The following is a 12,423-nucleotide window of genomic DNA, read 5'->3' as shown; positions in this document are numbered from 1 at the left end:
GGATATATGGTACTAATAAGTGATGAAGTGGAATTAAAGAGTGTTCGTCCGAAGAGCTCTAAAGGGTTGTCATTTTTTCCAACTTTAGAGTCAGCGTTTTAAAATACCTTCGTGAAACAGGAATCTCTTGTAGCTCATCATCAAGAATAAGTCCTGCATTTTTACTATTTCCCTTCATTTGTTTTGCCTTTTTCAGATTCACAATAAAGGCCCGGTGACAACGGAAAAATTCGATGTAATTTTCTAAATCTGTTTCCACCTGGTGCAGTCGACCTCTTTTGGTAAGCTTTGTTGTCACTCCGTCGCTTTTACACAAATGGAAATCTAAATAATTGCCTTTTGATTCAATAAAAACAAGTTTCTCCCTATTTACCGTAAGCTGACCCTTTTCCAAAGACAGTGTTAGAATATCCTGCTCCTTTTCTTTTTGAGCCATTGCTATTTGTTGGGAATATCGTTGAATTCGGGAAGACAAGTCTCCGATCTGGATACCGGCCGATTTATTGCTGTAGTGTAAATATTCGATAATACCGGCTACTGTAATCAGACTGGTTGTATAATAAAAAAGGGTTGAATACCAGTGGATATTAAAAGGCATGTCGCCGGTAATCCAATAAGAATAAATATGGATGATAAACACCAGTGGAAACATGCCTGCGATATGACTTACAATTTCATTTTTCAGTGTCCATGTTTTTTTTGATTGAAGCATCTTCCTGATGACATAAAACCTGCAGATACTATAGGAAAATGCGATAAGAGAAAAACCGGGGAATAGTAGGATTTTTAATTCCAAATCTTTATCCCTGAATCCGAAAGGTTGGAACAAGAGAAAGATGATTAAGACAACAACAGCATGGGAGAGCCCGTTTTTCCATGAGGCATTCTCCTTATTGTATTTGGTATAAACGTTATTTAAAATCATTGTTTGCCAACTCCGATTAGTTCATGGTAGTATATTGTATTATCTATTAGCAATTTTTTTTAGTTCAATCATGGAAGTGGATGTTTATCACATGCTTTTTCCCGGGCGGCATCGTTAGCCATTCCACCATCTCTCAATTCTTTTGAAAAATGTGCTCTAATTGAAGCAAAATCGTCAAAAGGGTGGTTCTTTAAAATATTCTCATGATTCTTTTTTTCTCTTGCTTTCCAATCATTATTTATCAAACCTAAAAGCTCCTCTTGTTTTGAAAATATTAATCTTCTGCAATCTTTGTTTTCAATTCTATTTTCCAATTCATATTGAGTTGACAAACTAAATGTGACATCATTAAAAATCCAAAACATCAGTTCGTCAATCTCCGTAGTAGTTTTTCTGTCTGATTCCCGTCCTCGCTCAATGTGTACATAATGAAGTTTTCCGGTATTGTCAATTTCAATAAGTGGCGATTGCTCTCCATTTGATTTTTTGAAGATTGGCAGTAAATTGGCAGGTGCATCTATTTTACCTGCCATTTCTTTTATTTTTCTTTTAATATGACGATACTTAATTTTTGACATTTTTAAGTTGGTCTGTTTTTTCAAAATAAGCGCCAGCGGCAGTCTGTCTGAAAAGCAAAATTGAGCCCTCGGGATTTTAATGTTTTATTCTTTCTTACTATTATATTAGTCACATATTTTCGAACATCTTTTTTCAAAACAATATCTGCAAATTCCCCAGGCGATAATTTACGGCCGCTTTAATAAAGCTGCTCGCAGAACGCATATTTAAAAAATGCTGATTTCTGCCTTTGTCACGGTTTCCCGATAGTTCTTCCAGTCATTGTCAAAAAAATCGTTTAATTTTTTGGTGAATTCAAGCATTGCTTTTTCAGCTTGTTCGATGGCAAATTTCTGATTGGTATTTAATTTTGTTACCGCATATAAACCTGAAAATGCAGGACTTATTTTACTGCTGATTTGTTTTGGATCACGAGTGATACCCTGAACATCCTGTTGGCCATACATAATCTCATTGAGTTCCTTAATTGATTTTTCGATTTCTTTACCGGCTTTTTTTAAGCTGTCGATATTTTCATTGTTTTCTTTTGGTATCAGTTTGTTAATGATGTTAACCTTTTCCTCCATATCTTTAAGTTGATCCAGGGCTTTATTCAGTTTGTCGACCCCGGTAACAAATTGTTTTAGGGTTTCGCGGTTTTCGGTCATGGCCTCCACACTAAAGTCAAGCCGATTGTCGTATTCCACTTTTAGCCTGGATGACGATTCCACATTTTTATATTTCATTTTTAAGGTGTACACTCCCGGAAAAGCAATCGGACCTCCACCTTCTTCTTCGCCTTCTTTAGCTGCCTCACCTCCGGGCCTTCTAAAACCTTTGGTATCGAAATCCCAGTAAACTCTGTTGATTCCTTTTTTAGGTTTTACGGAGAGGGTGCGAATAACTTCATCGTTGCTATCGATAATTTTAATGCTTACTTTTTCTTTTACAGAATCTTCTTTGACATAAAAACTGATCATAGCACCCATTTTTCGATTCTCACCTTCGTAATAGGCATCACCGGCATACTGTCGCATCCACACCGGGTAACCAGGCGCAACACGAGCTTGTGCCATTACAGCCGTTGGTGGTTCAAAGGCAACAATTTCTTCATTGTAAACATGCTCTCCCTCCTGAGCCAATTTTCGCAATGGTCGTATATCGTCGAGAACCCAAATCGATCTTCCGTACGTTCCAATCACCAGGTCCTGTTCGTCCGGATGGATTTTCATGTCCATAGTTGAAACAGTAGGATAGCCGTTTGTCCATTTTGTCCAGTTCATCCCTGCATCAAGACTCACATACAGTCCCATTTCGCTTCCTAAAAACATTAGTTTAGGTTCAATCGGATCTTGTTCGAAACATAAGGTATACCCCCAAATTTGTGATTCATTAGCAATTTGCTCCCATTTTTTGCCATAATCTTTAGTATGGTATAAATAAGCTTTATAGTCGTTTTGGCGATAATTATTTACCACAACAAAAGCTTCTGCCGCATTGTATCGGGATGGATGAATTTGCGGAATCCATGCATTTTCAGGAGCTCCCTTAATATTCGGATAGAGGTTTTCCCAGCTTACACCGCCATCTTTGGTTAATTGTAAGTTGCCGTCATCGGTTCCTGCCCAGATCACTTTTTCATCAAGCGAACTGGGTGCAATTGAAATGATGGTGGTATGATTTTCGGCTCCTGTGGCATCTATGGTTAAACCACCACTCAGGTGTTGCTTTTGTTTTTCAGGATCGTTTGTTGTTAAATCCGGGCTTATAATTTTCCAATTCTCGCCTCTGTCGTCACTTTTATGTACAAACTGACTCCCAAAATAAATACTGTTTGTATTGAACGGATTTTGAGCAATGGCTGCATTCCAGTTAAATCGAAGCTCTGTCCCGTCAGGATGAACCGGTCTGATCCGTTTTGTTTCGCCGGTTAGTATGTCATTTCTGGATAAGTACCCCCGTTGCGACATGGAATAACAATATCGTGCATCGCCGGGAACAGGAACAACATCAAAACCATCCCCTCCATTCAGAAAGTCCCAATAATTATTGATGATGCCTTGTTTGCTCCAAACATAGGCAGGCCCAACCCACGAGCCATTGTCCTGCATACCGCCATAAATATGGTAAGGCCGTTCCCTGTCAACACTGATATGATAAAACTGCCCAACCGGGAGAGTCGAAATCAGCCTCCACGTTTTTCCCATATCGTGTGTAATGGCCATCCCTCCGTCATTTCCATCAATCATAAATGAGGGATTATCAGGATGAATCCACCAGGCATGATGATCGCTGTGAATACTTTCGGCAGTTTGTTCTGTGAATGTTTTGGCTCCGTCTTCACTTACGTTTACATAACTAAAAAGAGAATAAACACGATTTTCATTTTTTGAATCCACAAAAATATCGGCATAATAAAACGGGCGGTCACCAATGTTTTTCTCGCCTCGTTTTTCCCATTTGTATCCTCCGTCGGTCGACCGGTAAATCGCATTTTTTTGGGATTCGACCAATGCATACACATATTCAGGCTTGCTTTTGCTAATCGCTAACCCAATCCTGCCAAGTTCTCCTTCCGGTAGTCCGTCTTTATCGGTAAGCATTTTCCAGCTTTGGCCTCCATCAATGGTCATGTAAAGCCCGGAACCCCCGCCACCCGATTTAAAAAACCAGGGCTGACGATGATGTTCCCACATGGCTACAAAAATTTTATCCGGGTTCGAAGGATCCATAACCATGTCGGCGACTCCCGATTGCTGGTTTGTAAAAAGTATTTGTTTCCAGGTTTTTCCACCGTCAGTAGTTTTATAAACACCTCTTTCCGGGTGTGCTCCCCAGGGGCTGCCAATGGCACCAACGTATACAATGTCAGGATTGTCAGGGTGGGTTATAATTCTGTGGATGTGACGGGTGTTTTCCAATCCCATCGCTTTCCAGCTTCTCCCTCCGTCGATACTTTTATAAAGACCGTATCCTCCGTTTAAGCTGTTTCTTGGATTCCCTTCACCCGTTCCGGCCCAGATAATATTCGGATTTTTCTGGAAGATGGCCAAAGCACCTATCGAAGCAGCTTTTTGATCTTCAAAAACGGGTGTCCAGCTGGTTCCCTCGTTGGTCGATTTCCAAATTCCACCAGATGCTGTTCCGGCATAAATAATATTTGTGTTTGCTAAATTTACTTCGAGCGCAGTTACACGGCCACTCATTCCTGCCGGACCTATATTCCGGGGTTTTAAATCATTCATCAAATTTATATCAAGCTTTTGCGCCTGAAGCACAACAACCAACAAACATAAAACCGACAGAAGTAGAAACCTTTTCATAGATTTATATTTTTTTATTTTAGAAGACAAAATTTAATAGTCTTAGTAACAGGTTTGATTTCTCTATGGAGATGAAAAAAAAATGCCGTGTTTCCCACTGAAATAACAGACCTCAAATGCTTAAAACTAATAAAAAACTTTGTGTCTTTTTAACATTTATACAAATAAGCCTGTGGTTGAATGATAAAAATAAGAGATACTTCAAACACGAAAAAAAAGAGAAGTCAGAATGATTCATTATTTGGTATCTGCTTATCATGAAACATTAAATGCCGTTCAGCTTATTATCGTCCATCAGATGTTGTGCTCTGTCGGATGATGTTGACGTGCTGTTGCCCATTGATAAATTTTATTCCCTGATGACTTTTAACCGGTAACCTGGCGAGATTATCACATCAGGGTTATAAAATTCCTGACAACAGAAAATCGTATGAGTAGGGGCAGATTGCGTGGTAGTTTCATGTCAAACCGTTACGCAGTTTGAGCGGACTGCAAACCCTGAAAAATTACCACATCAACTGCCCTACTTATACAAGGTGTTACCTGCTGGTTTTGGTAACATCAGCGGGATACATTTTCAGCTTTAAATCATTCCGTTTGGATGAACCATCTTTTCAGGAATTAATTGTTTTACAGTCCAATGTTCAACAATTAATTGGTTTGCCAATCGGTAAATGTCATACCGAGCAAATTGAGTTCCTTTTACATTAATTTCTGATTGTGTCAATACAAAATTTTCCTCACCAATTAATCGATGAAGCTGAAAATTCTCATAGTCCATCCTAAAATCTGAAATTGTAAGATTGTCGGCAAGATAGTCTTTCGTTCTATTTATTTGTTTTTCAATCATTACTTGTTTTACAAAATCCGCTACAATCTTTTTATTTACAGAAGACTTTTCCTGAGTGTCAAACTCAACAGTTCCGGCAACTTTAGGAATAGAATCAACAATTTCTTGCGAAGCATCCCAATGTTCTGAAATCAATCCGTTTTCGATGCGATACAAATCAACAACAGCATTTTCCTTTCCCATGAATTCAATTTGCGAATGAACAGCCACAAAATTATCTTCACTAATAAATCGCATAAATGGTTTCTTTGGGTTTTCAGGTTTTGGCATTTGTTTTAACATGGCTAAAAACTCCATAAATCCAGTTTTTCCTGTTTTTACCATCGGATTATGCTGAATGTAATTATCGGCAATTACCAAATCCGCAAATTGCTCGTTTACTTGTCCGAATACTTTAAAATAAAAGTCGATTATCAGTTGTTTGTTTGAATCTTTCATTTTCAAATCAGTTTTAATGTTATTCTTTTCTGAATTTGTTTTGCATGAAATCATTAAAATCATACAAAATGCTAAAGATATTTTTTTCATATCTTCCTGTTTTTTAATTAAATATAAAGTTTTTGTATAGGTGCCGACCAGATACAACAATCCCGGGAAAACAATGGATTTGTCTGATTAAGTATCTACTCAAAAAAAGTCGGGATTTTCAGAGAAGAAATTTTGTATGTACTAAAACTAATTTTCAACGAATCAAAAATATAAAATCATGTTTTATATTTCAAATTTTTTTTGTTGCCCGTTTCGCATGGACCTTCGAAAAGAAACATTGGTCGGGGGAGAACTCGTTTTTAATATTCTGTTAACCCTTTCTGCAATAGTATTTTTAAAACAACATCTTTTGCGCCTGTACCGGTTTTGTTCTCCTTTTTTTAATTTATGTGGGTACCTGTCACTGTAAGTCTTAGCCAGCAACGGGGAGGCATCTTACGTTGCAAATATTTGCAAACAAAATTTTTTACTTACAAGTTTAGAATTTTTTAGAATCAGTTTAATTATATAGTTGTCGGGAAATAAGTATATTCTTTGTAATGTACTCATATTTAATTTACTATATCTGTGGTTTTGAGGATTTGAGAAGAGGTGTTAAAACCTCATTATTTTTTTTAATTAGAATTTTTTATAAATTTACTACAACAGATCCTAACACCGAATCACATGAAAAAAGTTTTTCCTCCGGAAATTATCAAATTATCTGTCGAAAATCATTTTAATAATTTTAGCAGGTCTTCACGTATAATTTATTTATCGGTAACATTGTTTATCGTTGGATTTATTATTTCTTTGTTTTTTATAGAAACAAGAGTTTCGGTGCAAAGTGCAGGCTTAATTCGATCGCTGTCTGAGTCTATTGAAATAACATCTCCTGTAGTCGCAGAGATTTCCAGAACAAACATCGCAGAAAACCAGTTCGTACATAAAGGAGATACACTTATTTGTATGAATGCAGAAAAGCTAATTCAGAGGGGAGAGCATCTGAATAAACTGATTATACAAAATGAAGATTATCAAGCTGATCTAAGATTCATGTCTGCCTTTAAATGCGATTTGTTAAAGACAGGTTTGTACAAGTCAATTTATGCACAATATAGGCAGAAACTGGAAGATTATGATTTAAAGATAAATCTTTTAAAAAAGTCGTTTAATCGCACGCAGACGTTATTTGACAAAAATGTTATCCCGTTAACAGAAAAAGAAGAAAAGGAATTTCAATTACAAAAAGCAATCGAGGAGAAAAATATTTTCGTAAGTCAGAGCAGAAGCGACTGGCAACAATTGGCTACTGAATATAAGCTCACAAACAAAAAATATAAAAATGAAATAATTGAACTTCAAAAAGAATTAGGGAACTATGCAATCCTGTCTCCCTGCACTGGTTATATTACAAATTTCAGTGGAATTCAAGCAGAAAGCTTTGTGACCACGGGTCAGAGAATAGCAGTTGTCAGCCCGGATGATAAATTGATATCTGAGCATCTTGTACCTCCGAGGGATATCGGATATTTGAAAAATAGTATGCCGGTTGTTTTTCAGGTCGATGCATATAATTACAGTCAGTGGGGGTTCGCCTCAGGTGAGATAATTGATATTTCAAATGAAATTTATCTCATAAATAATCAACCATATTTTAAAGTTAGGTGTAGTTTAAATGAGCAATACCTATTGTTAAAGAACGGATTTAAAGGTACTTTAAAAAAAGGATTGACAACAACTGCAAGGTTTCAGATTACTGAACGCACGCTTGCTCAACTGTTATTTGACAAAGCAGAGGATTGGTTGAATCCAAAATTGAAAGAATAACTCCAAAAATAAAACACAATGACCACCAAAATCAAACAACGGGACATAACGGACTGCGGTGCGGCATGCCTTGCATCGGTAGCTGCTTACTACAAGTTAAAATTACCGGTTTCAAAAATAAGGCAGTGGGCTGGCACCGACAAAAAGGGAACAAACGCTTGGGGACTTATCACGGCTGCTGAGAAAATGGGTATGACTGCTAAAGGTGTTAAAGCATCTCCAGAGGCTCTTTCTGAGATACCTCTTCCAGCCATTGCACATGTAATTGTTCAGGAAAAGCTGCAACACTATGTTGTTGTCTATAAAGCAACAGCGAATTTTGTTGAAGTTATGGATCCTGGAACAGGAACATTGACGAAAAAAGAGTTGGGTGTGTTTTTTAAAGAGTGGACTGGGGTGCTCATTCTTCTATCTCCATCCGGAGAGTTTGTTGCCCGTAATGAAAAGATATCCAATTTCAGACGTTTTGGGTATTTATTGTATCCTCATCGGAAAACGCTTTATCAAGCATTGTTGGGTGCGGCCATTTTTACAGTGCTGGGGCTATCAACTTCGATATATATTCAGAAAATAACTGATTACGTATTAGTTAATGGGAATAGAAACTTGTTAAATCTCTTGAGCGTTGCAATGATTGTTCTCCTGTTTTTTCAGGTTTTTATCGGGACAATGCAAACAATGTTTGTTTTAAAGACTGGTCAATTAATTGATGCAAAGTTGATTCTAGGGTACTATAAACACCTGTTTAAATTACCTCAGCGTTTTTTTGATACTATGCGTACCGGCGAAATTGTTTCGAGGATTAACGACGCGGTAAAAATCAGGATTTTTATTAATGACACCATGATAAGTTTTATTGTAAATATTTTTATCGTGGTCTTTGCCTTTATCCTTATGTTTATTTATAGTTGGAAACTGGCTTTAATTATGGTACTTGTTATTCCTTTTTATCTTGGTGTATATTTTATTACAAATTTTGTCAATAAAAAGCGCGAACGAAAAATTATGGAACAGGCGGCTGAATTGGAATCACAATTGGTAGAATCTCTAAGTTCCGTAAAAACCATTAAGCAGCTAAATTCTGAAGACTATGCAAATATAAAAACCGAAACTCGTTTTATTAACTTGTTATATTCAACATATAAATCGGGTTTAAATTCAATATTTTCAGGAAATTCATCGTTATTTACCAGTCGTATTTTTACTATTGTTTTGTTATGGGTAGGAAGTTTGTTTGTTTTGAGTCAGGAAATTACCCCTGGAGAATTGATGTCGTTTTACGCTCTTATTGGTTATTTTACAGGCCCCGTTTCTTCACTGATAGGGATGAACAAAACATACCAGAATGCTTCTATTGCAGCCGATCGTCTTTTTGAAATTATGGATTTGGAACAGGAAGTAGAGGAAGACTTGGTCGATGCAAGTAAAGTTCTGTGTGGAGATATTTGTTTCAAGGACGTTTCATTCAGTTATGGGACCAGAACTGATGTTTTTGAAAAATTTAATCTGACTATAGAGGAAGGAAAGATTACAGCTATAATCGGCGAGAGTGGTTCTGGAAAAACAACTATCGCTTCTTTGCTACAGAAACTATACCCGGTAAACAGCGGTGCAATATTTATTGGTGATACAAACATAAAATACTTTAGTAACGAAAGCCTCAGACAACGCGTGGGGATTGTGCCCCAAAATCTTGATCTTTTTGCAGGTACCATAACAGAAAATATTGCTGTAGGTGAGTTTAAACCCGATATGCCACGGATTTTAGAGATTTGTATACAACTGGGTATGACTGATTTTATTGAAAAACTGCCCAACGGGTTTAATACTTTTGTCGGCGAGCACGGGGCAACCCTGTCGGGTGGGCAGAAACAACGACTGGCTATTGCCCGTGCTTTATATCGTAACTCAAATATACTGCTATTCGATGAGGCGACTTCATCTCTCGATTCGAAAGCCGAACAATACGTGCAACAAACTATAAGAAAGCTAAAGGAAGAAGGTAAAACGGTAGTTGTTATTGCCCACAGGTTGAGTACAGTTTTTCTGGCTGACAGTATTGTTCTTCTTGAAAAAGGACATTTGATTGAGCGTGGAACTCATGATGAGCTCTATTCCCAAAATGGGAAATACTATGATATGTGGCAAAAGCAAATACCTCTTGGATTGTTGCAAAATTGATTTTTTAAGATTAAACCCCGCAAATATGAAAGCATTAGAACAATTGGAAAGATTAAAGAGAATGAACCAGCTTATAAAGGCTGAGAGTACAGGTACTCCAGATGAATTTTCAAATTGGCTTGGCATCAGTAGAAGACAACTTTATTCCGATATTGAATATATTAATGACATTGGTGTTAAAATTTCTTATTCAAAGAATAGAAGGACGTTTTATTATTGTAATGCACATGAATTGGAAATATCTGTTTCACTGAAAGTGATTTCAAAAGAAACTATCCGAACTATAGACGGTGGTTTTCTAAATAAAAAGTTGCTGTGTGCTTTTTTTGTGCACGGAACAAACCTAATTTAGAAGTGAGTTTTCGCGAAATGCTCAAAATTAATTATTTACAAACACAAAATTAACTATCATGGAAAAAACAGTAGATTTGAAAATGCCCGGAGTTGCGACAATGAGTACAGCTGGACTGAAAGAAGTTGATGGCGGCAATCCGTTGATACTCTTAGGTCCAGCAATTGCTATCGCTATTTATATGTATGACAACAGAGACAGAGCTATTGAAGGAGCTAAAGATGCAATTAAAGCGTATTTATAAAATAAATAATTTCAAAAATAATATTAATATGAAAGAAATATCTTTTTCAGAACTTAAAAGTATTAACGGAGGAGAGACAGGAGATTTTGCATATGCTGTTGCAAAATGGTGTGTTCATTATGCAATTTCTGAAATGACAGGAGGATTATCTAATATTTACCTTCTTATAAAGAATTGTAAGTAAGATTAATATGTATGTGAATAAATAGAAATATAGCAATTGATGTCAATTGCTATATTTCTGAAGTTTAATTAGAATAATAAGCATGAGAGAATAGAAACTAATAGTCAATCAAAAGTGAATACAAATATTATTCTAATACATGCCCAATCATTTTTATGTGTGCTTTTATTAACACCTATAAGTAAAATATAGCTTAAAATAGGGAATTGTAAACAATAGTCGCTAAACCTGCTGATTTATTTAAATATCAGTAGTTTAAATTTTATTTTTTATTTTGGAAACTTATAATTTTTTCCCATTTTTGAAAAAAGTTAGAATATATCTGAACTCCTATTTAAAGCAATATTTATCAACAATAGTTTATTCAAATGAAACTACAGAATATATCCAATCTCCCAAAGGACAAAAAAATTGTGCTTTTTTCTATAATTATTTTTTTTATCTGGCTAATTTGGTATATGATTTCCAACTACGATAAGGCAATCCAAGGTTTCTTTGATTCTATTAGAGCCTATATATAGATTTTGTAAGCTTAGTAATATATTTTTAGGGGATTATTCGAATATTGCTACATGAAAAAAGTAAATTAACAAATGTCTTTTTATGCATTTGAGGTTAAGCTCAACACTGATTTTTTTATAAAGATCCTTTAAAAATCCATATTTAATCCATAGCACCTGTATATACGAGTCTGTGTAAAAACTATATTTAACCTTTTGAGATTTCATTTCTTCCATTTTTTCATGTGTACCTATTTGAATACTCTATTAGTTTTTGCACAGTCTGAATATATTATACGTTATGAATTTACTAAGCCAATTCCTCCGTTTTTTAAAAAAGCCCGAAATCGCGCCTCCGGTGGTTTTATCTTTGGGGCAATCGCTTTTACTTCTGATTAAAAGTATTCCCATATATTTTTTGTTAATATTTGTGTGTACGATACTTTTTATTCCATTGTCTATTCTTGATTTAATTCCCGAATCTCCGAATCGTTCTTTGGCTGATGCCGTTGACATAATTGTTATTGCTCCAATCCTTGAAGAACTTTTTTTCAGGATGCCCTTGCGGAATTTCTTCAGGAATATTTTTGTTACGTTGTCGCTTTTGTTTTATGCGCTAACAAAATCATTGTTCGGGATTCCATTAACAATTGCCTTATCTTTAATAATAATTGGCTTACCTCAAATCCCGAATTTTATTAATCGTCAAGAACAAAAAGTAAATAACCAGATGAAAAGGTATTTCCCTTTTGTCTTCTATTTGATTTCGCTATCTTTTGGATTTTTGCATGTGACTAATTTTGAGCGTCTTTCAATAGGCCAGTATTTGGTTAGCCCCATTATTGTTTTTTACCAGATTTTGCTGGGTTTGTACCTGGGATTTCTTCGCGTAAAATTCAAACGGGGAATTATTTATTCCATACTCATTCATGCCCTTTTTAATTCCATTCCGGTTTTGTTAAAACTGTTGTAAAAAACAGAGCGGAATGTACACAGCATACCGGGCCA

General features: G+C 35.9%; 10 protein-coding genes. 6 read left to right on the top strand and 4 right to left on the bottom strand.

Going from position 1 to position 12,423, the window contains the following annotated elements:
• Positions 1–58 precede the first annotated feature (58 nt).
• From GM418_RS07980 to GM418_RS07965, 4 genes are all read right to left on the bottom strand, one after another.
• Positions 59–925, bottom strand: a complete 867-nt coding sequence (locus tag GM418_RS07980; protein WP_158864889.1) for a LytR/AlgR family response regulator transcription factor — start codon at positions 923–925, stop codon at positions 59–61.
• A gap of 68 nt (positions 926–993) precedes the next feature.
• A complete protein-coding gene (locus GM418_RS07975; protein ID WP_158864887.1) occupies positions 994–1,503 on the bottom strand; it encodes an Imm63 family immunity protein in 510 nt (169 codons plus the stop codon).
• 207 nt (positions 1,504–1,710) lie between these two features.
• Positions 1,711–4,806, bottom strand: coding sequence for a VPS10 domain-containing protein (locus GM418_RS07970; protein ID WP_158864885.1), 3,096 nt, complete (start codon positions 4,804–4,806; stop codon positions 1,711–1,713).
• 583 nt (positions 4,807–5,389) lie between these two features.
• Positions 5,390–6,184: a nuclear transport factor 2 family protein gene (locus GM418_RS07965; protein WP_158864883.1), complete on the bottom strand. Its 795-nt coding sequence runs from the start codon at positions 6,182–6,184 to the stop codon at positions 5,390–5,392.
• A gap of 627 nt (positions 6,185–6,811) precedes the next feature.
• On the opposite strand from GM418_RS07965, the gene GM418_RS07960 reads away from it, so the two are divergent.
• From GM418_RS07960 to GM418_RS07935, 6 genes are all read left to right on the top strand, one after another.
• Positions 6,812–7,954, top strand: coding sequence for an HlyD family secretion protein (locus GM418_RS07960; protein WP_158864881.1), 1,143 nt, complete (start codon positions 6,812–6,814; stop codon positions 7,952–7,954).
• A gap of 18 nt (positions 7,955–7,972) precedes the next feature.
• Positions 7,973–10,135, top strand: coding sequence for a peptidase domain-containing ABC transporter (locus tag GM418_RS07955; protein WP_158864879.1), 2,163 nt, complete (start codon positions 7,973–7,975; stop codon positions 10,133–10,135).
• Positions 10,136–10,160: 25 nt separating this feature from the next.
• Positions 10,161–10,487, top strand: coding sequence for an HTH domain-containing protein (locus GM418_RS07950; protein WP_158864877.1), 327 nt, complete (start codon positions 10,161–10,163; stop codon positions 10,485–10,487).
• Positions 10,488–10,545: 58 nt separating this feature from the next.
• Complete coding sequence (locus tag GM418_RS07945; protein ID WP_158864876.1) at positions 10,546–10,731, top strand: hypothetical protein; 186 nt, start codon at positions 10,546–10,548, stop codon at positions 10,729–10,731.
• Between the two features lie 28 nt (positions 10,732–10,759).
• On the top strand, positions 10,760–10,915 hold the full coding sequence (locus GM418_RS07940; protein WP_158864874.1) for a bacteriocin: 156 nt from the start codon (positions 10,760–10,762) through the stop codon (positions 10,913–10,915).
• Between the two features lie 801 nt (positions 10,916–11,716).
• Entirely contained in the window at positions 11,717–12,388 is a 672-nt protein-coding gene (locus GM418_RS07935; RefSeq protein ID WP_158864872.1) for a CPBP family glutamic-type intramembrane protease, read from the top strand.
• Positions 12,389–12,423: the final 35 nt, after the last annotated feature.

It is taken from the genome of Maribellus comscasis, assembly GCF_009762775.1.
GTDB lineage: Bacteria > Bacteroidota > Bacteroidia > Bacteroidales > Prolixibacteraceae > Draconibacterium > Draconibacterium comscasis.
This window is presented reverse-complemented; position numbering and strand designations above follow the sequence as displayed.

Excerpts from the sequence above, each read along its gene's own strand:
- GM418_RS07965 (WP_158864883.1), bottom strand. The coding sequence starts at position 6,184 with ATGAAAAAAATATCTTTAGCATTTTGTATGATTTTAATGATTTCATGC.
- GM418_RS07980 (WP_158864889.1), bottom strand. The coding sequence starts at position 925 with ATGATTTTAAATAACGTTTATACCAAATACAATAAGGAGAATGCCTCA.
- GM418_RS07950 (WP_158864877.1), top strand. The coding sequence starts at position 10,161 with ATGAAAGCATTAGAACAATTGGAAAGATTAAAGAGAATGAACCAGCTT.
- GM418_RS07975 (WP_158864887.1), bottom strand. The coding sequence starts at position 1,503 with ATGTCAAAAATTAAGTATCGTCATATTAAAAGAAAAATAAAAGAAATG.
- GM418_RS07960 (WP_158864881.1), top strand. The coding sequence starts at position 6,812 with ATGAAAAAAGTTTTTCCTCCGGAAATTATCAAATTATCTGTCGAAAAT.
- GM418_RS07940 (WP_158864874.1), top strand. The coding sequence starts at position 10,760 with ATGAAAGAAATATCTTTTTCAGAACTTAAAAGTATTAACGGAGGAGAG.
- GM418_RS07955 (WP_158864879.1), top strand. The coding sequence starts at position 7,973 with ATGACCACCAAAATCAAACAACGGGACATAACGGACTGCGGTGCGGCA.
- GM418_RS07935 (WP_158864872.1), top strand. The coding sequence starts at position 11,717 with ATGAATTTACTAAGCCAATTCCTCCGTTTTTTAAAAAAGCCCGAAATC.
- GM418_RS07970 (WP_158864885.1), bottom strand. The coding sequence starts at position 4,806 with ATGAAAAGGTTTCTACTTCTGTCGGTTTTATGTTTGTTGGTTGTTGTG.
- GM418_RS07945 (WP_158864876.1), top strand. The coding sequence starts at position 10,546 with ATGGAAAAAACAGTAGATTTGAAAATGCCCGGAGTTGCGACAATGAGT.